The sequence below is a fragment of the Aurantimonas coralicida DSM 14790 genome (assembly GCF_000421645.1).
Classification (GTDB): Bacteria; Pseudomonadota; Alphaproteobacteria; order Rhizobiales; family Rhizobiaceae; genus Aurantimonas; species Aurantimonas coralicida.
This window is the reverse complement of record NZ_ATXK01000004.1, coordinates 293,695-316,167: the sequence shown is the minus strand read 5'-3', so window position 1 is coordinate 316,167 and position 22,473 is coordinate 293,695. Positions and strand designations below refer to the sequence as shown.

The 22,473-nt window shown below is 66.0% G+C and carries 25 protein-coding genes; 18 read left to right on the top strand and 7 right to left on the bottom strand.

The features are described 5' to 3' along the window. The 5 genes from H536_RS0111980 to H536_RS0111960 all read left to right on the top strand — a co-directional run. A partial coding sequence (locus tag H536_RS0111980) for an acyl-CoA dehydrogenase family protein (protein WP_029703142.1) occupies nt 1–231 on the top strand: 231 nt, incomplete at its 5' end. Between the two features lie 29 nt (nt 232–260). Next, nucleotides 261–512, top strand: coding sequence for an Lrp/AsnC family transcriptional regulator (locus H536_RS0111975; protein WP_009209578.1), 252 nt, complete (start codon nt 261–263; stop codon nt 510–512). Nucleotides 513–794: 282 nt separating this feature from the next. Beyond that, complete coding sequence (locus tag H536_RS0111970) at nt 795–1,808, top strand: DctP family TRAP transporter solute-binding subunit (protein WP_024350694.1); 1,014 nt, start codon at nt 795–797, stop codon at nt 1,806–1,808. A 197-nt stretch (nt 1,809–2,005) separates the two neighbouring features. Continuing rightward, nucleotides 2,006–2,686: a TRAP transporter small permease gene (locus H536_RS0111965; protein WP_009209576.1), complete on the top strand. Its 681-nt coding sequence runs from the start codon at nt 2,006–2,008 to the stop codon at nt 2,684–2,686. Between the two features lie 6 nt (nt 2,687–2,692). Next, nucleotides 2,693–4,318 carry a TRAP transporter large permease gene (locus H536_RS0111960; RefSeq protein ID WP_024350693.1) on the top strand — a complete coding sequence of 542 codons (1,626 nt, stop codon included), beginning with the start codon at nt 2,693–2,695 and terminating at the stop codon, nt 4,316–4,318. A gap of 135 nt (nt 4,319–4,453) precedes the next feature. On the opposite strand, the gene H536_RS0111955 is transcribed toward H536_RS0111960, so the two are convergent. Continuing rightward, on the bottom strand, nt 4,454–4,879 hold the full coding sequence (locus H536_RS0111955; protein ID WP_202797863.1) for a MarR family winged helix-turn-helix transcriptional regulator: 426 nt from the start codon (nt 4,877–4,879) through the stop codon (nt 4,454–4,456). Nucleotides 4,880–5,278: 399 nt separating this feature from the next. Here H536_RS0111955 and ectA point away from each other — a divergent pair, with 399 nt between their 5' ends. The 4 genes from ectA (at nt 5,279) to H536_RS0111935 (ending at nt 9,325) form a co-directional block, all read left to right on the top strand. Then, a complete protein-coding gene (gene ectA, locus H536_RS0111950; protein WP_024350692.1) occupies nt 5,279–5,860 on the top strand; it encodes a diaminobutyrate acetyltransferase in 582 nt (193 codons plus the stop codon). Nucleotides 5,861–5,961: 101 nt separating this feature from the next. After that, nucleotides 5,962–7,263: a diaminobutyrate--2-oxoglutarate transaminase gene (gene ectB / locus H536_RS0111945; protein WP_024350691.1), complete on the top strand. Its 1,302-nt coding sequence runs from the start codon at nt 5,962–5,964 to the stop codon at nt 7,261–7,263. A gap of 48 nt (nt 7,264–7,311) precedes the next feature. Next, nucleotides 7,312–7,704 carry an ectoine synthase gene (locus tag H536_RS0111940; protein WP_024350690.1) on the top strand — a complete coding sequence of 131 codons (393 nt, stop codon included), beginning with the start codon at nt 7,312–7,314 and terminating at the stop codon, nt 7,702–7,704. Between the two features lie 154 nt (nt 7,705–7,858). Beyond that, on the top strand, nt 7,859–9,325 hold the full coding sequence (locus tag H536_RS0111935; RefSeq protein WP_024350689.1) for an aspartate kinase: 1,467 nt from the start codon (nt 7,859–7,861) through the stop codon (nt 9,323–9,325). Nucleotides 9,326–9,474: 149 nt separating this feature from the next. Here the strand turns inward: H536_RS0111935 and H536_RS0111930 are convergent, their stop codons facing one another. Both H536_RS0111930 and H536_RS0111925 read right to left on the bottom strand, forming a co-directional pair. Further along, nucleotides 9,475–10,698, bottom strand: a complete 1,224-nt coding sequence (locus tag H536_RS0111930) for a PQQ-dependent sugar dehydrogenase (protein WP_155898471.1) — start codon at nt 10,696–10,698, stop codon at nt 9,475–9,477. 186 nt (nt 10,699–10,884) lie between these two features. Beyond that, nucleotides 10,885–11,196 carry an ArsR/SmtB family transcription factor gene (locus tag H536_RS0111925; RefSeq protein WP_024350687.1) on the bottom strand — a complete coding sequence of 104 codons (312 nt, stop codon included), beginning with the start codon at nt 11,194–11,196 and terminating at the stop codon, nt 10,885–10,887. Nucleotides 11,197–11,376: 180 nt separating this feature from the next. Between H536_RS0111925 and H536_RS0111920 the strand changes: the two genes are divergently transcribed. The 6 genes from H536_RS0111920 (at nt 11,377) to H536_RS0111895 (ending at nt 15,116) form a co-directional block, all read left to right on the top strand. Beyond that, nucleotides 11,377–12,270 (top strand): MBL fold metallo-hydrolase, encoded by an 894-nt coding sequence (locus H536_RS0111920; protein WP_024350686.1) that lies wholly within the window; start codon nt 11,377–11,379, stop codon nt 12,268–12,270. An 11-nt stretch (nt 12,271–12,281) separates the two neighbouring features. After that, nucleotides 12,282–12,659: a rhodanese-like domain-containing protein gene (locus H536_RS0111915; protein ID WP_024350685.1), complete on the top strand. Its 378-nt coding sequence runs from the start codon at nt 12,282–12,284 to the stop codon at nt 12,657–12,659. Between the two features lie 102 nt (nt 12,660–12,761). Then, entirely contained in the window at nt 12,762–13,550 is a 789-nt protein-coding gene (locus tag H536_RS0111910; protein WP_024350684.1) for a sulfite exporter TauE/SafE family protein, read from the top strand. Nucleotides 13,551–13,593: 43 nt separating this feature from the next. After that, nucleotides 13,594–14,028 carry a YeeE/YedE family protein gene (locus tag H536_RS0111905; RefSeq protein WP_024350683.1) on the top strand — a complete coding sequence of 145 codons (435 nt, stop codon included), beginning with the start codon at nt 13,594–13,596 and terminating at the stop codon, nt 14,026–14,028. Between the two features lie 11 nt (nt 14,029–14,039). Then, nucleotides 14,040–14,465, top strand: a complete 426-nt coding sequence (locus H536_RS0111900) for a DUF6691 family protein (protein ID WP_024350682.1) — start codon at nt 14,040–14,042, stop codon at nt 14,463–14,465. 222 nt (nt 14,466–14,687) lie between these two features. Beyond that, complete coding sequence (locus tag H536_RS0111895) at nt 14,688–15,116, top strand: HD domain-containing protein (RefSeq protein WP_024350681.1); 429 nt, start codon at nt 14,688–14,690, stop codon at nt 15,114–15,116. 54 nt (nt 15,117–15,170) lie between these two features. On the opposite strand, the gene H536_RS0111890 is transcribed toward H536_RS0111895, so the two are convergent. Together H536_RS0111890 and pcsA are read right to left on the bottom strand one after the other, a co-directional pair. Then, nucleotides 15,171–16,145: a quinone oxidoreductase family protein gene (locus H536_RS0111890; RefSeq protein ID WP_024350680.1), complete on the bottom strand. Its 975-nt coding sequence runs from the start codon at nt 16,143–16,145 to the stop codon at nt 15,171–15,173. Between the two features lie 23 nt (nt 16,146–16,168). Continuing rightward, nucleotides 16,169–16,882: a phosphatidylcholine synthase gene (gene pcsA, locus H536_RS0111885; RefSeq protein ID WP_024350679.1), complete on the bottom strand. Its 714-nt coding sequence runs from the start codon at nt 16,880–16,882 to the stop codon at nt 16,169–16,171. Between the two features lie 158 nt (nt 16,883–17,040). Here pcsA and H536_RS0111880 point away from each other — a divergent pair, with 158 nt between their 5' ends. Continuing rightward, the gene (locus tag H536_RS0111880) at nt 17,041–18,249 is read left to right on the top strand and encodes a UbiH/UbiF family hydroxylase (protein WP_024350678.1); all 1,209 of its coding nucleotides are present in this window, start codon (nt 17,041–17,043) and stop codon (nt 18,247–18,249) included. On the opposite strand, the gene H536_RS0111875 is transcribed toward H536_RS0111880, so the two are convergent. After that, nucleotides 18,214–19,179 carry an AEC family transporter gene (locus H536_RS0111875; RefSeq protein WP_024350677.1) on the bottom strand — a complete coding sequence of 322 codons (966 nt, stop codon included), beginning with the start codon at nt 19,177–19,179 and terminating at the stop codon, nt 18,214–18,216. The two genes, H536_RS0111880 and H536_RS0111875, sit on opposite strands and share 36 nt — an antisense overlap. A 122-nt stretch (nt 19,180–19,301) precedes the next feature. Between H536_RS0111875 and hspQ the strand changes: the two genes are divergently transcribed. Further along, complete coding sequence (hspQ, locus tag H536_RS0111870; RefSeq protein WP_009209558.1) at nt 19,302–19,625, top strand: heat shock protein HspQ; 324 nt, start codon at nt 19,302–19,304, stop codon at nt 19,623–19,625. Nucleotides 19,626–19,742: 117 nt separating this feature from the next. Here the strand turns inward: hspQ and H536_RS0111865 are convergent, their stop codons facing one another. Beyond that, a complete protein-coding gene (locus H536_RS0111865) occupies nt 19,743–20,423 on the bottom strand; it encodes an invasion associated locus B family protein (RefSeq protein ID WP_228240552.1) in 681 nt (226 codons plus the stop codon). Nucleotides 20,424–20,610: 187 nt separating this feature from the next. On the opposite strand from H536_RS0111865, the gene H536_RS0111860 reads away from it, so the two are divergent. After that, entirely contained in the window at nt 20,611–22,458 is a 1,848-nt protein-coding gene (locus H536_RS0111860) for an extracellular solute-binding protein (protein WP_024350675.1), read from the top strand. The last annotated feature ends 15 nt before the right edge of the window (nt 22,459–22,473 follow it).

Below are 22,473 nucleotides of genomic sequence, written 5' to 3'. Positions count from 1 at the left end.
GGCGCCATGGCGCCGGAGATGATCAGCCTGGTCAAGCGCAACAATTGCGGCAAGGCGCTGGACATCGCCCGCACCGCCCGCGACATGCATGGCGGCAACGGCATCATGGGCGAGTACCATGTCATGCGCCACGCCCAGAACCTGGAGACCGTCAACACCTACGAGGGCACGCACGACGTCCATGCGCTGATCCTCGGCAAGGCCCAGACCGGCCTCCAGGCCTTCTTCTGAGCCGCGACAGCAACCGCCGGAGACAAGCGATGCAGACCATCTTCGTCCAGTTCAAATGCCGGCCGGGCGCCGCCTATACGGTCGCCAACGATCTCCAGGAATCGGTCGAGGAAATGTCGGAGGTCTATTCGACCTCCGGCCATTACGACCTGATCGCCAAGTTCTATCTCGACGACGGTCGCGACCTCGGCCACTTCGTCACGGAAAAGCTGCAGGTGCTCGATGGTGTTGCCGACACCTTCACCACCGTCGCCTTCAAGGCGTTCGGCTCCGCCGGCTAGGCGTTTTCGCGCCCGCCAGCGCAGCTCTCCCCTGCAATCCAGGGATGCTACCATGGCGGTGCTTGCCAAGCCCGGTCCCATTTGCTTCCCTCTGCTCATTGCAACGGTGGGAGGCCGTTGCCGGGAGACACACGCTGCCTCGGCCAGCGTCGCGACGCGGCGGCCGGGTGACGCGATCCGGCCGAAATCCCACCCGACTTGCGACAATGGATGCGTGCCGCCCCGGCGGTCGCATCGCTCGTTACACTCGGGTCCGATCTGGACCACACCGGAGTTTCCACGATGAAGAATCTGCTTCTGGGCGCCGTCTCCTCCCTCGCTCTCGGCCTGACGGCCTCTGCCGCCATGGCGCAGTCGGCAGGCTGCGACGATGGCGAAATGGTCATCAAGTTCGCGCATGTCGTTGCCGCGACCGGTCATCCCAAGGGTGACGCCGCCACCATGCTGGCCAACCGCGTCAACGAGGAGATGAACGGCACCGCCTGCATGGAGGTCTTCCCGAACTCCACCCTGTTCGACGACGACAAGGTGCTGGAAGCGCTGCTGCTCGGCGACGTGCAGCTTGCCGCGCCGTCGCTGTCGAAATTCGAGGCCTACACCAAGAAGTACCGCCTCTACGATCTGCCGTTCCTGTTCTCCGACCTGTCGGCCGTCCAGACCTTCAACAACTCCGACACCGGCAAGGAACTGCTGACCGTCATGGAAGACGTCGGCTATACCGGCCTCGGCTACTGGCTGTCGGGCATGAAGCAGTTCTCGGCCAACAAGCCGCTGGAAGTGCCGAGCGACGCCGACGGCCTGAAGTTCCGCATCCAGACCTCCGACGTCGCCGAGGCGATGATCAGCGCCATGGGCGCCTCGGCCCAGAAGCTGGCCTTCTCGGAAGTTTATCAGGCGCTGCAGACCGGCGTCGTGGACGGGCAGGAGAACTCCTGGTCGAACATCTACACCCAGAAGTTCTTCGAGGTGCAGGACGGCATCACCGAGACCAACCACGCCGCCCTCGCCTATCTGCTCGTCACCTCCACCGAATGGCTGGACGGCCTGGAGCCGGAGGTTCGCGACCAGTTCCTGACCATCGTCAACGAGACGACCAAGGCCGCCAATGACGCCGTCGCCGACACCGAGGCGAAGAACCGTCAGAACATTCTCGACAGCGGCTCCACCATCCGCGAGCTCTCGGACGAGCAGCGCGAGCAGTGGGTCTCCACCATGAAGCCGGTCTGGGATCGCTTCCGCGACGACGTCGGCCAGGACGTGATCGACGCCGCGCAGGCCTCGAACCCGGCCAACTGATCGCCTGACCAGCGACCGGGCGCCCATCGGCGCCCGGTCGCCCCCCACAGGTCCGGCTGACGCCCCGGATTTTAAGGCGATCCACGCAATAATGCACGGTATCGACGGCGGGTCTCTTCCCCTTTGCGGTCCGATATAGTAGCCGCCACCGTCGACTGGACAGCATGGCCGCCACCGGCCGTTTCGGGAGGAGATTCATGAGCGCGTACTGGCCATTTCTCGCCATTCTGGCGCTCATCGTCCTCCTGTTCTTCGTCGAACGGCGCTGGCCCGACCGGGTCACCCGCATCGAGGAGAACATTCTCGCCACTATCCTCGCGGCGATCACCCTCGTTTCCTTCTCGCAGGTCGTCGCCCGCTACGGCTTCAACAGCGGCTGGACCGGCGCGCTGGAACTGACCCGCATCCTGTTTGCCTGGATGATCCTGTTCGGCATGAGCTACGGCCTGAAGCAGGGCATCCATCTCGGCGTCGACGCGCTGATCCGCACCTTCCCCAAGCCGCTGTTCCGCGCCGTGGCCCTGTTCGGCGCCTTCTGCACGGCGCTCTATGCGATCATGCTGCTGTCGGCCGACTGGCTGTCGGTCTTCGGCGCCAATTCCTCCGGCGGCGCGATCTTCTACTGGAAGCGCTTCTTCGACATCGGGCTGGGCCTCGACGATCTGCGCTATCCGGTCTTCATCCAGGAGGCCTTCGGCATGCAGGAGCGGGTGCAGCGCTGGATCGCCTATCTGATCCTGCCGATCGGCCTCGCCCTTCTGGCCTTCCGCGCCCTGCAGGGGCTGGTGATGATCTGGAACGGTGAGCGTGAACTGATCATCGCCGGACACGAGGCGGAAGACCTCGTGGCGGAAAACAAAGACCTCCTGAAGGACTGACGACGGATGGAAACCACCCTTCTCTTCATCCTCGTCCTGAGCCTGCTGTTCCTCGGCGTGCCGGTGGCGATCTCGCTCGGCCTGTCGTCGGTGATCCTGATCGCCTTCTTCTCGACCGACTCCATGTCTTCGGTCGCGTTGCAGCTGTTCACCGCGTCCCAGAACTACACCCTCCTGGCGATCCCCTTCTTCATCCTGGCCTCGGCTTTCATGTCGACCGGCGGCGTCGCCCGGCGCCTGATCAACTTCGCTATTGCCACCGTGGGTCATTTCCGCGGCGGCCTCGCCATGGCCTCGGTGCTGGCCTGCATGCTGTTTGCCGCGCTGTCGGGCTCGTCCCCGGCCACCGTGGTCGCGATCGGCACCATCGCCATCGCCGGCATGCAGAAGGTCGGCTACAGCAAGGACTTCGCCGCCGGCATCATCGCCAATGCCGGCACGCTCGGCATTCTGATTCCGCCCTCGATCGTCATGGTGGTCTATTCGGCCGCCACCGACGTCTCGGTCGGCCGCATGTTCCTCGCCGGTGTCATTCCCGGCGCCGTCGCCGGCCTGATGCTGATGATCGCCATCTACGTCATGGCGCGGATCAAGAACCTGCCGGCGGAGCCCTGGCACGGCTTCGGCAACATCATCCATCACGGCAAGGATGCCGGCTGGGGCCTGTTCCTGATCGTCATCATTCTCGGCGGCATCTATGGCGGCGTCTTCACGCCGACCGAGGCGGCCGCGGTCGCCGCCGTCTACGCCTTCTTCGTCGCCATCTTCGTCTATCGCGACATGGGGCCGATGAAGGGCATTCCCTGGGTGCTGCCCACCGACAGCCGCAAGGCCCGCGTCGGCTTCTCGGGACTGGTCTATGGCGTCGCCTTCTTCTTCGTCTGGATGATCCTATCCTTCTTCGCCACCGACGCGCCTGGCGGGGCCTCGATGAGCTTTGCCGAGCGCGCCACGGTCGGCGGCATCATCTCGCTGATCCTCGTCATCGCCTACACGCTGTGGCGGGGCGAGCGGACCGGCGTGACGGGCGTCCTCGGCCATCTGGGCGCCGGCCTGCCGGTCTGGGGCCGCAACCTCGCGCTCTCGTTCCGCAATATCGGACGCGCCTTCTTCAACGAGGACACGCGCAAGGTCATGGTGGAGGCGTCGCGCACCACGGTGATGCTGATGTTCATCATCGTCAACGCGCTGCTCTTTGCCCATGTCCTGACCGCCGAGCGCATTCCGCAGGCGATCACCGACATGATGCTGGGCGCCGGCTTCGACTGGTTCACATTCCTGATCGCCGTGAACATCCTGCTGTTGATCGGCGGGCAGTTCATGGAGCCTTCGGGCCTCCTGCTGATCGTCGCGCCGGTCGTGTTCCCGATCGCCATGGAGCTCGGCGTCGACCCGGTGCATCTCGGCATCATCATGGTGGTGAACATGGAGATCGGCATGATCACGCCGCCGATCGGGCTCAACCTGTTCGTGACCTCCGGCATCACCGGCATGAGCCTCGTCCAGGTGGTGAAGGCCGCACTGCCCTTCGTGGGCGTGCTGTTCCTCTTCCTGATCCTAGTGACCTACGTGCCGGCGCTCTCGACCTTCCTGCCCTACAGCCTGATGGGCCCGGAGATCGTCACGCGCTGACGACGGAGAAGCCGAGCCGCATAGTTGGCCCGGCGAGGACCGGAACGAAAAAGGGCGACCCCGGTGGTCGCCCTTTTTCGTTGGTACCTCGTCGCAACAACACAATCGGATGGCGGCCCGCGACCGCCGCGTGGCCTAAGGCCGGGGTGTCGCGATCTCGCCGAACTCGAGCACCGGACCGGCGTCGATGCGCTCGGCGTTCAGGAGCCCCGCGATCCGCTCGAGGCTGGCGACCACCATCGCCTGCTCCCAGTCCTTCATGCGGTCGAACTCGCTCTGGAAGCTGACCTGGAGATCGGGCGGCATGCTGGCGAGCATGGCGTGGCCTTCTTCGGTCAGGTCGATCCAGATATGCCGCCGGTCGCTCTCGCCGCGGCGGCGCTGCACCAGCTTGCGCTCGACCAGCCGGTCGATCAGCGTCGTCACCGTGGCCTGCGTCAGGCCGATCTGCGCGGCGATGGCGCTGGGCGTCATCTCGCCCTGGCTGAGGATCCGCAGCACCGTCAATTGCGAGCTGGTCAGGCCGGTTTCCTTGGCCAGCCGCCGCGCACTGAATTCCATGGCGCGAATGATCCGCCTGAGGGCGATCAACGCCTGCCGTCCCCGATCCTCCATGTTCCGCTTTACCCCGATGAGATCGTCCGCGAGGCCCTTTGCCTCTGCCGCATCCTGGCGGCGGCGCCATATAAGCGAGGGATCCTTCGACGATCAAACCGATTCTTTGGGGTTGGGGCAGAAATCATTTGACCAGCAAATGACCTCCGGCCGCCCATTCCGTCATCAATATTTTTTCCGAGCCCTGTCGGAAGGTGCTCAAACCACTGATATAACGCGATGAACCCTTGATGACGCGGGTGCCGAATCCCCGCGCAGATCGCCCGCGAGCGAGCCGCGGCGGTTGACTATCGCTTCGACCGTATAAATATTCCGCCTCAACGAAATAACGCACGAGGCGCGCCCATGCAGAAGTCCGATAAAGGTCACCGTCCCCAATTGGCCAGCGTTTCTAGCCCTTTGACGTTCCGCCATCCCGTCCGTGAGGATGGGCAGGCGGTGCACGACCTGATCGACTCCTGCGAGGCGCTGGACGACAATTCGCTGTACTGCAACTTCCTGCAGTGCACCCACTTCGCCAGCACCTGCATGCTGGCCGAGCTGGATGGCGAGATCGTCGGCTGGGTCTCCGCCTACCGTCCGCCGGAAGAGCCGGAGGCCCTGTTCGTCTGGCAGGTTGCCGTGGCCGAAGCGGCCCGTGGCCGTCGTCTGGCACGCCGCCTGATCGCCAACCTGCTCACCAGCGAGTCCTGCGAGGGTGTCGAGCGCCTGAAGACCACGATCACGCCGGACAACAAGTCCTCCTGGCGCATGTTCGAGGGCGTCGCCGACGAGTTCGATGCCAAGATCACCGACAAGGTCTGGCTGTGCGGCGACGAGCACTTCTCGGGCGATCACGACAGCGAGCACATGCTGACGATCGCGCCGATCGATGCGAGCGCCGCCGAGACCGACGACATGCCGGAACAGACGGCACAGGCTGCCTGACAGCCAGCCCCCGCAGCAGACTGCGGGCGCGACCGGAACCTGGACAGAACGTTGATGCCCGCTGTGCCGCGGGCTCCGTTCGTAACAACACGGATTGACACATGCTGAACCACACCGAAACGCCCGCCACGACGGGCGCCGCCACCTTTGCACGCCTCGAATCCGAGGTCCGCAGCTATTGCCGCAGCTTCCCGACGGTCTTCAGGAAGGCGCAGAACGCCACGCTGACCGACATCGAGGGCCGCGAATATATCGACTTCCTCGCCGGCTGCGCGTCGCTGAACTACGGCCATAACGACCCGGACATGAAGTCCGCGCTGGTCGACTACATCATGTCGGATGGCGTGACCCACGGCCTCGACATGTTCACCGAGGCCAAGGAAGCCTTCCTGATCTCGTTCAGCGAGCGCATCCTGAAGCCGCGCGGCATGGACCATCGCATGATGTTCCAGGGCCCGACCGGCGCCAACGCCGTCGAGGCGGCCCTGAAGCTCGCCCGCAAGGCCACCGGCCGCGAGAACGTCATCGCCTTCACCAATGGCTATCACGGCGTCACCACCGGTGCGCTTGCCGCCACCGGCAACGGCTCCCAGCGGGCCGGCTCGCGCAGCCAGCTCACCGGCGTCACCCGCATGGCCTATGACGGCTTCCATGGCGAAGGCGTCGACAGCGCCCAGATGCTCGACGACATGCTCGGCGATACGTCGAGCGGCATCGACGCCCCCGCGGCGATCCTCCTGGAGTGCATCCAGGGCGAAGGCGGCCTCAACGTTGCGTCGAAGGAGTTCCTGCAGCGCCTCAGCGCGATCGCCAAGAAGCACGGCGCGCTGCTGATCATCGACGACATCCAGGCCGGTTGCGGCCGTAGCGGTGACTTCTTCGCCTTCGAGTTCGCCGGCATCCAGCCGGACATCATCACCATGGCGAAGTCGCTGTCGGGCTTCGGCCTGCCGATGTCGATGGTTCTGGTGAAGCCGGAATACGACGTCTTCACCCCGGCCGAGCACAACGGCACGTTCCGCGGCAACAACCATGCCTTCGTGACAGCCCGCGCCGCCCTGGAGAAGTTCTGGGCCGACGATGCCTTCGCCAAGGATATTCGCCGCAAGGCCGACTATCTGAACCAGCGCCTCGGCGCCATCGCCGAGAGCTACGGCTTCCGGGTCAAGGGTCGCGGCATGATGCGCGGCATCGACACCGGGTCCGGCGACAAGGCCGCCGAGATCTGTGCCGCCGCCTTCGAGCGTGGTCTCGTGATCGAGACCGCCGGTTCGTCCGACGAGATCGTCAAGGTGCTGGCACCGCTGACGATTTCCGATGAGACCTTCGCCCGGGGCCTCGATATCGTCGCCGAGGCCTTCGAGACCGTTCTTCGTGCGCCGGCGCGTGTCGCAGCCGAATAGGCTGCAGACACCACCACCCCGCACATTTCATCGAATTGGAGTATCCACATGATCGTCAGAGATCTCGCAGAAGCCCGCAAGACCGAACGCCTCGTCAAGTCGGAAGGGTGGGATTCCACCCGCCTTCTCCTGAAGTCCGACAATGTCGGCTTCTCGTTCCACATCACCACGCTCTACGCCGGTGGTGAGAACCACTTCCATTACAAGAACCACTATGAGTCGGTTTACGTGGTGTCCGGCGAAGGCACGATCGAGGACAAGGCGACCGGCGAGGTTCACGACCTGCGTCCGGGCGTGATGTACGTCCTCGACAAGCACGACCGGCACATCGTCCGGCCGAAGACCGAGATGTCGGTGGCCTGCGTGTTCAATCCGCCGCTGAACGGCAAGGAAGTGCACGACGAGACCGGCGCCTACGCTCTCGAAGGCGAGGCGATCTAGGACCTGCGATCCGGGCGGCCTTGCGCCGCCCGATCCGTTCAGAGCCCTGCGCGCTGGCGGCCAGCCGGCGCGGGGCCACAAGCCGAACCGCGATGCGGCCAAAGGCCCGTCCCACCCGGCACACGCATCCCAGGCATTGCCCGGAGAGAGACCCATGACCAACCATACAGTCGAGAAAATCGGCGGAACATCCATGCTTCGGCATGAGGAATTGCTGGAGAACGTTCTGATCGGCAGCCGCAAGGGGGACGATCTCTACAACCGGATTTTCGTCGTCTCCGCCTATGGCGGCATCACCGACAAGCTGCTCGAGCATAAGAAGACCGGCGAGCCGGGCGTGCACGCGCTGTTCGCCAGCACCGATTCCGAATGGGCCTGGGGCGACGCGCTGACCGCCGTCGGCCGCGACATGCAGGCGATAAACGCCAAGGTCCTGGACGACACCGGCGACCGCCGGGCCGCGGACGATTTCGTGCGCGAGCGGATCGAGGGGGTCCGCAGCTGCCTGATCGATCTGAGCCGTCTCTGCTCCTTCGGCCAGTTCCGTCTCGAAGAGCACCTGATGACCGTCCGCGAGATGGTCTCGGCGCTCGGCGAGGCCCATTCGGCGATGGTCACGGCGCTCCTTCTGCGCAACCGCGGCGTCAACGCCCGCTTCGTCGATTTGACGGGCTGGCGCGACGACAGCCAGCCGTCGCTCGACGAACGCATCTGCACGGCGCTCGAAGACGTCGACTTCGCCACCGAGATGCCGATCCTGCCGGGCTATGCCCAGTGCAAGGAGTCGCTGGTGAAGAGCCACGACCGCGGCTACACCGAGGTGACCTTCGCCCGCGTGGCGGCGCTGACCGAGGCCCGCGAGGCGGTGATCCACAAGGAGTTCCACCTCTGCAGCGCCGATCCGAAGACGGTCGGCCTCGACAAGGTCCGCGTCATCGGCCGCACCAACTACGATGTGGCCGACCAGCTCTCCAACATGGGCATGGAGGCGATCCATCCCCGCGCCGCCAAGGGCCTGCGCCAGGCCGGCATCCCGCTGCGGGTGCGCAATGCCTTCCGGCCGCAGGATTCGGGCACGCTGATCCTCGACGAGCGCGGCGCGCCGAAGCCGCGGGTCGACATGATCGCCGGCCTGCGCGGCGTCTTCGCCCTGCAGTTCTTCGAGCAGGACATGGTCGGTGTGAAGGGCTACGACGCGGCGATCCTGGAAGTGCTGACGCGCCACAAGATGCGGATCGTCACCAAGACCTGCAACGCCAACACGATCACCCATTTCATCGACGGTTCGATGAAGTCGCTGAAGCGCGTCGAGCGCGATCTGGCGGAGCGCTTCCCTGCCTCCGAGATCGAGATCGAGCGCGTCGCCATCGTCTCGGTGATCGGCCGCAACCTGACGGCGCCGGGCCTGACCCTGCGCGCTCTGCAGGCGCTGTCGGAGGCGGGCATCGCGCCGCTCGGCATGCAGGATCTGACACGCCGCGTCGACCTGCAGTTCGTCATCGACGACAAGGATTATGACGGCACGCTGCGCACGCTGCACGCCGCCCTGGTGGAGAGCGACATCGAGGCGATGGGGCAGGATGCCCCCGGCTCCGAGACCGCCCTGCGGGACGCCGCCTGAGCGATCTGTCCGGCCGACGCGTCGGCCGATGACATCATCAGACATGAAACGGGCCGCTTCCTACGGAGGCGGCCCGTTTCGCGTCTGGCAGTCAGTTCTGCATAGGCGGGACGAGGCACGCCGGCGCCCCGTCCCGTGTGCCGACTGGCTCAGCCGCCCTCGCCTGCGGTCAGCCGCAGGATCGAGCTGGAGCCCCCGCGGCGCGTCTCCGTTACCGCGTAGACGGCACCATCCGGCCCCACCTTCACGTCGCGGATACGGGCGTCGAGCGGAACGCGTTCCTCGGTCGCGACCCGGCCATCCTCGATCTGCAGCACGACGAGGCCCTGGCTCACCAGACCGCCGATCAGAAGGGCGCCCTGCCATTCGGGGAACTCGTCGCCCTGATACTGCGCCATGCCGGACGGGCCGATCACCGGGTCCCAGTAATAGACCGGCTGCTCCATGCCATCCTGGGCGGTGATGCCCTCGCCGATCGGCGCGCCGCTGTAGTCGATGCCATAGGTGATGACCGGCCAGCCATAATTGAGACCCTGCTCCGGCCGGTTCAGTTCGTCGCCGCCCTTCGGACCGTGTTCCACCGTCCAGAGCTGGCCCGCATCATCGACCACCGCCGATTGCAGGTTGCGATGCCCGTAGGACCAGATCTCCGGCAGCGCGTCGGCCGCATCGACGAACGGGCTGCCGTCGGCGGGCGAGCCGTCCGTGCGGATGCGGAAGATCTTGCCGAGACCGGAGGTGACATCCTGCGCCTGATCGCGGATCGGCGTGTCGGAGCGCTCGCCGACGGTGACGAAGAGGTCGCCATTCGGGGCGAAGCCGAGGCGCGAGCCGAAATGCTTGGTACCGGCATAGCCCGGCGTCTGCCGGAAGATCACGCGGACATTTTCGAGCGTGCCCGAACCAGCGTCGTCGGTGAGCAGTTCGGCCGCCGCCACGCTGGTGCCGTTCACCCCGCCCTCGCGTGGTTCGGAGAACGAGAAGAAAATCGTCCGGCTGTCGGCGAAGTCGGGCGCCAGTGCGATATCGAGAAGACCGCCCTGCCCGCGCGCATCGACATCCGGCACGCCAGCCAACGCCTCGCCGACCGTGCCGTCGGTACCGACGATATGCATCGCGCCGTCCTTGGCTGCGACGAGCATGCGGCCGTCGGTCAGGAACTCCATCGACCACAGCTTCGGCAGATCGTCGGCGACGATCTCCGTCGTCACCGCGACGTCGGTCGCCGGCTGTGGCGCCCGTGTCTGACCCTCGAAGGCCGGCGACTGGTCAGCGCCATGCGGCGCCCCGGTCGCGACCGGTGGGCGCGTGGCCGCATCACCGCTGGCGGGCGAGCCGCCGCTTTGCGCCAGCGCCTGCCCCCCGGAGAGCATGGTGGTGGCGGCGAGAATGATTGCGAAATGGCGCATGAAAACCTCCAATACTGACAGGAGGCCGCGCTACCGCGGCCCGTTGCCGGAGGAACTGGACCTCTCGGCAAGGCCTGCAACCATCGCGATCGGTGAATGATATGAACGTGATGACGCCGGATCCGGCGCGCCGGGACGCGGACGGTGCCGTCAGCGCGCCTGGTCGAGTTCGGGGGCACAGAAGACGCGGTACATTGCCTCCATGATCGCCCGGGTCTCGTCATTCGCCAGCGAATAGAAGATCGTCTGGGCTTCCCGCCGCGTGGTGACGAGCCCGCCCGTACGCAACCGGGCCAGATGCTGCGACAGCGCCGATTGGCTCAGCCCCGCCTCCTGCCCGAGCGCTCCGACCGAAGCCTCGCCTTCCGCCAGGCGGCACAGGATGCGCAACCGATGCGGATTCGCCATCAGCGACAGCATGGCGGCGACGTCCGCGGCCTTCTCGTCGAGCGCCTGCGCCATCGGCGATCGCTCGTCCGGAATCTCAATATTAGGCTTGTCTAATTTAGGCATGGCGCATATATACACTGGCAACGGCGAAACCCAAAGCGATTTGCCTCATTTCAATACGGTCGGGCACGGCCCGTACGGCCATCGCCCCGTGCCACGGCCCGACCACAAGACGCTAGAGGAGACGTCCGAATGTTGACCCGACACAGCCCATCTCGCGGCGCAGGCTCCCCGGACATCTGGGGATTCTACGAAGAAGACACGGGCTCCGTTCAGTATGTCTGTGCCGATCCGGCGACGCGCAAGGCCGCCCTGATCGATGTCGTGCTGAACTTCAATCCTGCCGAGGCCCGCACGTCGACCGAGAGCGCCGACGAGATCCTCGCCCATGTCGCGCGGGAGGGCCTCGAGATCGAGTGGATTCTCGACACCCATCCCCACGCCGACCACATGATGGCCTCCGCCTATCTGAAGGAAAAGCTCGGCGCGCCGACCGCCATCGGCAGCAAGGTCATCGAGATCGCCGAATTGTGGCGCGGCCTCTACAATCTGCCGGAGGCCTTCGACCCCGCCCGCGACTTCGACCGGCTCTGGAATGACGGCGACACCTTCACGATCGGCAACATCGACGTCCGCGTGATGCTGTCCCCCGGCCATACGTTGGGCTCGATCACCTATGTCGTCGGCGATGCGGCTTTCGTCCACGACACACTGATGTACCCCGACATGGGCTCAAGCCGCGCCGACTTCCCTGGCGGTTCGTCCCGCACGCTGTGGGCGAGCATCCGCGAGATCCTGTCGCTGCCCGGCGACACGCGCCTCTTTGTCGGCCACGACTATGGCACCGACTCCCGCGACGAGATCCAGTGGGAAGCGACGGTGGACGAGCACCGCCGCGACAACGCCCATGTCAGTGATGGCACGAGCGAAGCCGAATTTGTCGAGACACGCGACACGCGCGATGCCACGCTCGATCTGCCCGACCGGATGCTGCACGCCCTGCAGGTCAATCTGCGCGGCGGACGCCTGCCGCCGGCCGAGAGCGACGGCAACCATTATTTCAAGATTCCGGCCAACCGTTTCTGAGGAGCCCCGTGATGCACAAGACCATGCAGGACTATGTCGCCGACGCGAAGGCCGCCACCGGAACCATCGCGCCGACCGAGGCCCATGCTTCGGGCGGTGTGATCCTCGATGTGCGCGAGGCCCACGAACTGGCCGAGAGCGGCGAGATCGCCGACGCCGTTCATATTCCGCGCGGCTTTCTGGAGGCCAAGGCCGATCCGACGGCGCAGAGCGCCCATCCGCCACTGACCAGGGCCCATGGCGGCGAGACGCCGGTCTACGTGCTCTGCGCGTCCGGCGCCCGCGCCGCGCTTGCCGCCAAGACGCTGACCGAGATGGGCTACGAGGCCAAGCCGATCGAGGGTGGGCTGAAGTCCTGGTGCGACTGCGGCCTGCCGCTCAAGGACTGAGCGACAGCCGGCCAGGTCCGCCGGACGGATGAACGTCCGGCGGGCCCATGATCACCGCCTGCCAGCGCCCGCGCGGCCCCCGCGCCCATCGAGCCCTTCGCCATGACCCTCACCCTCGTCCAGTATCTCCTCGGCGCCTTCTCCGGTTCGCTGGTCGGGCTGTCGCTCGGGCTGTTCGGCGGTGGCGGGTCGATCCTCGCGGTCCCCCTGATGGTCTATCTCGTCGGCGTGCCCGGCGCCCACATGGCGATCGGAACCAGCGCCTTTGCCGTGGCCGCGAACGCCGCCGGCAATCTCGTCACCCATGCCCGGCTCGGCCATGTGAAATGGCGCTGCGCCTTCGTCTACAGCGCGGCAGGCATCGTCGGGGCGCTTGCCGGATCAACCCTCGGCAAGCTGATCGATGGCGAGCAGCTGCTCTTCGCCTTCGCCCTTCTGATGATCGGGGTCGGCGTCATGATGTTCCGCCACCGCGGCCATGGCGGTGACCACGACATCGAGTGCAACCGGCAGAACGCACCGAAGGTTGTCGGCTATGGCGCCGGAACGGGGGCGTTTTCCGGCTTCTTCGGGATCGGCGGCGGCTTCCTGATCGTGCCGAGCCTCGTCGCCGCGACGGGCATGACGATGCTGAACGCCATCGGCACGTCGCTTGTCGCGATCACCGCCTTCGGACTGACCACGGCGCTGAACTACGCCCTGTCCGGCTATGTCGACTGGCCGCTGGCGCTGGTCTTCATCGCGGGCGGCCTCGCCGGCGGCGTCGCCGGTGCCTACATCGCGCGCTGGCTGTCCGGCCGCAAAGGCGCGCTCGATATCGCCTTCGCCGGCCTCATCATGCTGGTCGCCATCTACATGCTGGTGAAGAGCGGACTGGCCTTTCTCGCCTGACCGCTTCCCGGCCCCCACGCCACCCAACCTGAGGAGCCGATCCGTGCCGCTCGAGACCATCACCCCCTATACGCCCTTCGCGTCGCTCGCCGGCGGCGTCCTGATCGGCCTGTCCGCCGTGATGGTCATGGCGCTGTTCGGACGCATCGCCGGCATTGCCGGGATCACCGCAGGGGCGCTTCCCGGTCGCCGGGAGGACTGGATCTGGCGGCTGGCCTTCATTCTCGGCCTCGTCGCCGCCCCCCTGCTCGTCTTCGTGGTCAGCGGGGAACCCGTCGCCCAGACCGTGCCGTCGAGCCTCGTCGCCATGGGCATTGCCGGCCTCCTGGTCGGCTACGGCACCGTCATGGGTTCGGGCTGCACCAGCGGCCACGGCGTCTGCGGGCTGGCCCGCCTGTCGGGCCGCTCGCTGGTCGCCGTCGCCACCTTCATGGCCTTCGCTGCCGGGACGGTCTTCGTCCTGCGTCACCTCGTTTGAGGAGGATCATCATGCGCCCTCTCTTCGGCTTTCTCGCAGGCCTGCTCTTCGGCGTCGGCCTCATCGTCGCCGGCATGTCCGACCCCGCCAAGGTCCTGAACTTCCTCGATGTCGCAGGCACCTGGGATCCGAGCCTCGCCTTCGTCATGGGCGGCGCCGCGCTGACCACCTTCATCGGCTACCGGATCGTCCTGCCGCGCGGCCACCCCTATCTCCTCTCGGAGTTCCAGCTTCCGACACGGAGCGACATCGATCGCAATCTCGTCGTCGGAGCGGCGATCTTCGGCATTGGCTGGGGCATCGGCGGTTTCTGTCCGGGTCCGGCCTGGACTGCACTGGTCCTCGGCGCGCCGGGAACGCTGGTCTTCCTGCCGATGATGCTGGCCGGCATGGTCATCGCAACGCTCGTCGCGAACCGTCGGAACGCCCGGCATTGAGGATGAAACCATAGTCAGCTACAAAAAGTCGGGCCTGGTGAAGGATCGGAATCGGTTCGCGTGCATTGGTCAGATATCGGCGGCACGTTCTCCCTCCCAAATCTTCCCGCGCCGCTGATTGCAGTAAGGCAGTTGGAAGGGGTCCTCCCCCCTTTCCAACTGCCTTTTTCTTTGCAGCAACGAGACCTGCCGCGCCCCGCGGCAGTCGTGGAGAGTTTCCCCATGGCAACGATCGAGCGGGCCCGCGCCATTGCCGAGAGTGCCCATGCTGGGCAGGTCGACAAGGCCGGCGCCGATTACATCACCCATCCGCTGCGGGTCTGTGACGCGGTCACCGGCCACGAGGCCAGGATCGTCGCGCTCCTTCACGACGTCGTGGAGGACAGCGACTGGACTCTGGAGGGGCTGCGCCAGGAAGGATTTTCGGACGCCGTCGTGAATGCCGTCGACGCACTCACGCACCGCGAAGACGAGGATTATTTCGACGCCGTCCGCCGCGCCCGGGACAATGATCTGGCGCGCACCGTCAAGCTGGCGGATCTGGCCGACAATTCCGACCGGACCCGCTTGGGTACGGTGACCGACGACGACGAACGCCGCCTCAGGAAATACGCCGAGGCGCGCGCCATCATTCTCGGCGACGCGACCTGATGTCCTGAGCGCCCCCGCCGGCCTGAACCGACCGGCGGAAGGGCCCCGCGCCCGTTACATCGTCAGGATGGTCGCGCCGGTGGTCTTGCGCGCTTCCAGATCGCGATGCGCCTGGGCGGCTTCGGCGACCGGATAGGTCTGGCCGATGGTGATCTTCACCGCACCCGAACCGACCACGTCGAACAGCGCCTTCGCCGAGGCGTCGAGCTCGTCGCGGCTGGTGTTGTAGCCGAACAGGCTCGGGCGCGTGGCGAAGAGCGACCCCTTCTGGTTCAGGATCCCGATGTCGAACGGCGGGACGTTGCCCGAGGACTGGCCGAAGCTCACCCACAGGCCGCGCGCCTTCAGGCAGTCGAGACTGCCGGGAAACGTGTCCTTGCCGACGGAATCGTACACCACGTCGCATTTGCGGCCGTCGGTGATCTCGCGGACCTTCTCGACGAAATCGGCGTCGCGGTAGTTGATGACGTGGTCGTAGCCGTTCTGCAGCGCCCGCTCGCATTTCTCCGGCGACCCGGCGGTACCGATCACCGTCGCGCCCAGATGCTTGGCCCACTGGCCGGCGATCAGGCCGACCCCGCCGGCGGCGGCATGGAACAGCAGCACCGTCTCCGGTCCGACCTTGAACGTCCGGCGCAGGAGATATTCCGCCGTCATGCCCTTCAGCATGATCGCCGCCGCGGTGTGGTCGTCGATCGTGTCGGGGATCTTCACCGCCTTGTCCGCCGCGACCACGACCTCTTCAGCATAGCTGCCGGCAACGCCGTTATAGGCGATGCGGTCGCCGACCTTGAACCTGTCCGTGCCGGGCCCGATGGCGGTAACGACGCCGGCGCCTTCCTTGCCGAGAGCGAAGGGCATCTGCGGCGCCTTGTAGACGCCGGTCCGGAAATAGACGTCGATGAAGTTGACGCCCGCGGCCGTCTGCCGGACCCGGACCTCGCCCTCACCCGGCTGGCCGGGATCGTGTTCCTCCCACTTCATCACGTCCGGTCCGCCCACCTCGTGGACCATGATAGCCTTGCTCATCCCTGTCTCCCTGATGCGTTCGCTCAGCGGCGTCTGCGATCCAGAAGCTGGACGACGCCGCCGATGGCGAACAGATAGAGGCCGCTGAGCACAAGTCCCCAGCGCACCCATTCCGGACTGTCGAAATTGTTGAACAGGGCGATCAGGCCCAGCACCGACCAGACCGCGAAGATCGACAGATTGACGAGGCGCAGCCGCACGACGCGCACCGGGTGCAGGAACTGGATGGGCAGGAACGTCGCCACGGTACACAGGACGACGAAGCCGAAGGCGACCGCCTGACTCGGCTGCACCGCGAAGAAGGTGAAGACCACCATGTTCCACGCGACGGGGAAGCCCCGGAAGTAATTGGCCTTCGTCTTCATGCGCGTGTCGGCGTAGTAGATCGCGCTGGAGATCACGATGAGCGCGGCCGCGACGCCCGACCAGGGCTCGCCGATCAGGCCGGACAGATAGAGGCCGACCGCGGGGATCATCACGAAGGTCGCATAGTCGATGACGGCGTCAAGCACGTCGCCGGACCAGTTCGGCAGGATCCGCTTGATCTCGATCTTGCGCGCCATCGGCCCGTCGATGCCGTCGACGAACAGCGCCAGGCCCAACCAGCCGAACATGGCCACCCAGCGCCCCTCCCCGGCGGCGATCAGCGACATGAACGCCAGGAAGGCGCCGCTGGCGGTCAGGAGATGCACGCCGAAAGCGCGCCACTTGTCGATATTTCTGACTGCGTCTGCCATCAAATGTCCGGATCGATTCGTCGCATGGCGGCGTGCCGCAGCACGCGGCCATTGTCATCCGCTGTAACGGGCGTATGTGCGAATTCCAAGCGAAACGAACGACAACGGCCTCGATCGGCGGTTTTTGGCCGCATCTGGCACGGATCTGGACCGCAGGCATGGAACGTAGAGAGATAGCCGTCATCGGCGGTGGACTGGCCGGCACCGCCACCGCGCTCGCCCTGGCAAGAGCCGGCTTCGACACGGTGCTGGTCGCGCCGGACGCACCGGCGGACCGGCGCAGCACGGCGCTGATCGGCCGCTCGGTCGCCTTCCTGTCCGATCTCGGCATCTTCGACGCGCTCGGCAGCAAGGCCGAGCCGCTCGCCGTGATGCGCCTGATCGACGACACCCGCCGGCTTCTGCGCGCGCCGACCGTCGAGTTCCGCGCCAGCGAGATCGGTCTGTCGGCCTTCGGCTACAACGTTCTCAACAGCGATCTCCTGGCCGCGCTGAAGGCGCAGGCGGCGGACGCGCAGCAACTCGAGCGTCGCGACACGACCGCGCGCAGCTACCGCATCGAGGGCGAGCGCGCCGTCGTCGAACTGGCCGACGGCAGTAGCCTGGCCGTCGATCTCGTCGTTGCCGCCGATGGCCGTCGCTCGCCAATGCGCGAAGCCGCCGGCATCGGCCTGCGCGAATGGTCCTACCCGCAAAGCGCCATCGTCCTGAATTTCGGCCACCGTATCGACCATCGGTCGATCTCGACGGAATTCCATACCCGCTCCGGTCCGTTCACCCAGGTGCCGCTGCCGGGCCGGCACTCGTCGCTCGTCTGGGTGGAGGAGCCGAAGCTTGCCGAGCTCTACGCCGAACTTGCGCCCGACAAGCTGTCGCGGATGATCGAGGACCGGATGCAGTCGATCCTCGGCGAGGTCACGGTGGAGGAGCCGATCCAGCGCTTCCCGCTCTCAGGCGCCTCGGTGGACCGCTTCACCGGCGACCGGCTGGCCCTGGTCGGGGAAGCCGCCCATGTGTTTCCGCCGATCGGTGCGCAGGGGCTCAATCTCGGGCTGCGCGATTGCGAGGACATCGTGCGGCTGGCCTGCGAGAGCCGCGACGATCCCGGCGCGCGGGTCACGCTCCTGCGCTACGACGCCTCGCGGCGCTCGGACGTGCGCTCGCGCACCATCGGCGTCGATCTTCTCAACCGCTCGCTGCTGGCCGATTTCCTGCCCAGCCAGATGGCCCGCTCGGTCGGGCTCGGCGCCATGCGCGCCCTGCCGCTCCTGCGCCAGTTCGCCATGCGCGAGGGTCTCAGCCCCGGCGCAGGCCTGACCGGCATTCCCCGTTCACTGCGGGAACGGATCGGTCGGCACGAGACCTGAGGACAGGAGAAACAGCAGCAGCGTCACCGTCCCCACCGACAGGACGGTGGTCACCAGCACCGTGGCCGAGGCGCGCTCGACCCAGGCCCCGTATTGCTGCGCCATGACGAAGACGTTGGTGGCAGTCGGCAGGCAGGCGAGAAGGATCGCCGTCTGGACCCAGATCGGGTCGAAATCGCCGAAGACGCCGAGGAGCAGCCAGGCAACCACGGGCTGCACCAGGAGCTTCATCGGCACGATCGTGCTCAGTTCCATGGGAACGCGCTTCAGCGGACGCAGCGCCAGGGTCACGCCCATGGCGAAGAGCGCGCAGGGCGCGGCGGCATTGGCCAGAAGCTCCAGCAGCCGTTCGATCGGCTCGGGCGGGCGAAACTGCACGATGGCCGCCGCGACGCCGACGATCGTCGCCAGGATGAACGGGTGGGTGAAGATCTTCACGAGCACCTCCCGCGCCACGACGCTGGTCGGCCGGCTGCGGTCGCCGCCGACCGCCATCATCAACGGCGCCATGACGAAATGCAGGATGTTGTCGAAGCAGAAGATCAACGCCACCGGCACGGCGGCGGCCGGACCGAAGGCCGCCATCGCGATCCCTGGTCCCATATAGCCGATATTGCCATAGGCGCCCGCCAGCCCCTGAATGGTGGCGACCGGAATGTCGGCGCGGGACCGCATCAGCGCCAAGACGAAGCCGACGACGAAGATGACGAAGGTCGCGAGGGTCGTCGCGGCGATGAAGCCGACGCTGGCCAGTTTCTCGACAGGCGTGCGTGCGAGAAGCTGGAAGAACAGCGCCGGTAGCGCAATGTAGATGACGAAGACATTCAGCCAGGCGAGGCCTTCGAGCGGCCTGTCGACGATTCGTCCCGCCCCGAAGCCGAGGCCGATCAGGACGAAGAATGGCGAGATGAGCCCGATGATCTCGATCACGGTCTCGGCCTGGCAGTGAAACTGGAAAACATGCGGGGACGTTCGTCTCGGCCGGACCTGCGCGCTTGCGCTGCACCGGTCAGATTGGCTATTTCCCGTGCCTTAAGGGAGACTTCACGTCTATGCAAACTGCTCGCTTCTTTATCGGACAGGTCGTCAAGCACCGCGTATTTCCGTTTCGCGGCGTGATCTTCGACGTCGATCCGGAATTCGACAACAGCGACGAGTGGTACGAATCCATTCCCGCCGACGTGCGGCCGCGCAAGGACCAGCCCTTCTACCACCTGTTCGCGGAGAACGCCGAGAGCGAATACATCGCCTATGTCTCGGAGCAGAACCTCCTGCCCGACGAGAGCGGCACCCCGGTGCGGCATCCGCAGATCAGCGAATTGTTCGATGGCCCGGTCGACGGCGCCTATCAGCTGAAGGGCGCCCACCGGAACTGATGCCCGTCGGGCCTGTTGGTCGGAGCATCCGGCAGCAGCGGTGCCGACACTGAGGTCAAACGCAAGACGGCGGCCCTGGGGCCGCCGTCCGCATGTCTGGGGAAGGTCGCGAGAGCCTTACTGGGCGGCGGCGCCGCTCTTGGCCGCGTTCTGCGCTTCCTCGAACTTCTTGCGGCGCTCCTCGGCCTGCTTCTGCAGGGCCTCGTTGAGCTCCTGCTGGCGCTGGGCCAGTTCCGGCTGGGCCTTCGGCGCGCCGTCATAGGCATCCGTGAAGCCAGACAGCGTGATCGGAACCGGATTGGCCTGGCGCTGGAAGTTGATCGAGGTGACGTTCATCTGCTTGCCGGCCTTCATCGAGGCGACCATCGCATCGGTCAGCTCGGCCTCGGCGATGCAGCGGTCCTGGAAGCAGACCGAATAGTTCAGCGTCTGCGGCGCCTTGTCGTCGACCTTCACCTGCACGCCGGCGGGGATCACCCGGCCGGTCGGCACCACGGCCTGGAGAACCTTCTGGTTCACCTTGCCCTTGACGTTGATCAGGTTGACGGCGGTGATCAGCTGCCGCGTGTCGGCGATCAGCGTGTACTGCGTGTTGCAGATCTCGTTCTCGCCCTGGGTCGAGCAGACCTTGAACCATTCGGCGGGTACGGCTTGCGGACGCTGCCCGGCAGCGGGGGCGGCCCCCGAAGGAGCGGCGGTTTGGGCGATCGCGCCGGATACGCCGGCGCCGAGCGTCGCAAATCCGAGCAGCCCGGCGGCGAGCATCCCGGTGGTGGCGTTCATCAGACGGTGCGTCACAGGCCTCAATTCCTTTCGGCATGAATGGTGCGGAAACATGCGTTCCTTAACGAGGCCCGACCTCTTTCGCAAATACGGCAGTTTGAAGACTCCCGGCCGAATGAGCCGCGCGTCCCGCCGGTAGGCAAGCTGATGCTTTCCCGCTAGAATCGCGGCCCTACAGAACTCCAGGAGTCGATCGAACCGTATGCGGATCATTTCTGCCGCCACAGGCCTCAGCGCGCTTCTCGCCCCGTTCTGCGTCGCGGTCGCGCTCGGCGCCGCGTCACCGGCCGTCGCCGAACCGGCCCATGCCATCGCCATGCAGGGCGAACCGACCTTGCCGGCGGATTTCGACCATCTGCCCTACGCCAATCCGGACGCGCCGCAGGGCGGGACCATGCGCTACGGCGTCTTCGGCACCTTCGACAATCTGAACCCCGTCATCGTGCGCGGCGCGCTGACCACGGCCCGCGGCCTGTGGTTCGACAAGCAGTTCGGCAATCTCGTCTTCGAGCCGCTGATGCAGCGCTCCATGGACGAGCCCTTCACCATGTACGGCCTCCTGGCCGAGACCATCGAGACCGACGACGCGCGCAGCTTCGTCGAGTTCCAGCTCAATCCCGAAGCGACCTTCTCGGACGGCAAGCCCGTGCGCCCGGAGGACGTTCTCTTCACCGTCGAGATGCTGCGCGAGCACGGCCGCCCGATGTACGCCAACTGGCTGCGGCCGGCCGTGGAGATAGAGAAAGTCGGCGAGAACGGCGTCCGCTTCACCTTCGACGACACGGCCGACCGCGAGACGCCGATGCTGATCTCGGGCCTGCCGGTCCTGCCCGAACACGCCTTCGACCGCGACACCTTCGAGCAGACGACGCTGGAGCCGGTGATCGGCTCCGGGCCCTACGTGATCGACACGGTCGAGCCGGGCCAGCGCATCGTCTACCGCAAGAACCCCGCCTATTGGGGCAAGGACCTGCCGGTGAAGCAGGGCTTCGACAATTACGAGACCATCGCGATCGAGTATTTCCGCGACGCCAACGCCCAGTTCGAGGCCTTCAAGAAGGGGCTCTCCCACATCTATATCGAGGGCGACCCGAACCACTGGCGCACCGCCTATGACTTCCCGGCGGTGACGAGAGGCGACGTGGTGCTGGAGAGCTTCACCTCCGGCGCCCCCTCCAACATGCTCGGCTTCGTCTTCAACACCCGCCGCGACGTCTTTGCCGACCGCGCGGTCCGCAAGGGCCTGTCGATGCTGTTCGATTTCGAATGGGCAAACCACAACCTCTTCTACGACGCCTATGCGCGCACCGGCAGCTTCTTCCAGAATTCGGAACTGTCGAGCTTCGGCAGGCCTGCCTCCGACGAGGAGCAGACGCTTCTCGGCGACCATGTCGACGCGGTCGATCCGGAGGTCCTGGACGGCAGCTACGCGCCGATGCAGACCGATGGCAGCGGCAGCGACCGGAAGGCGCTGCAGGCGGCCGTGTCGGCCCTGCGCGATGCCGGCTACCAGTTCGAGGGGCGCTCGCTGATCGGCCCCGACGGCAAGCCCCTCGCCTTCGAGATCCTCGTCCAGTCGTCGGAACAGGAGCGCATCGCGCTGGCCTACAAGCGGTCCCTCGACCGGGTCGGCATCCAGGCCACCATCCGGCAGGTGGACGATGCCCAGTATCAGGCGCGCAAGAACGCCTATGACTACGACATGATCCTCGCCACCTATTCGGCGTCGCTCTCGCCCGGCGCCGAACAGGTCTATCGCTGGGGTTCGGTGTCGCGCGATCTGCCCGGCACGTTCAACTATGCCGGCGCCGCCGATCCGGCGCTCGACACCATGATCGGCGAGATCGTCGGGGCGCGCTCGCGCGAGGACTTCGTGACGGCGGTGCGAGCCTACGACCGGCTGCTGATCTCGGGCTATTACGTCCTGCCGCTGTTCCATCTGCCGGAACAATGGCTGGCACGCTGGAAGTTCATCCAGCATCCCGAGACGACGCCGCTCTACGGCTATCAGCTGCCGGCCTTCTGGCGCGATCCGGCCAGCGTCGAATAGCGACGCCGGCCGCTC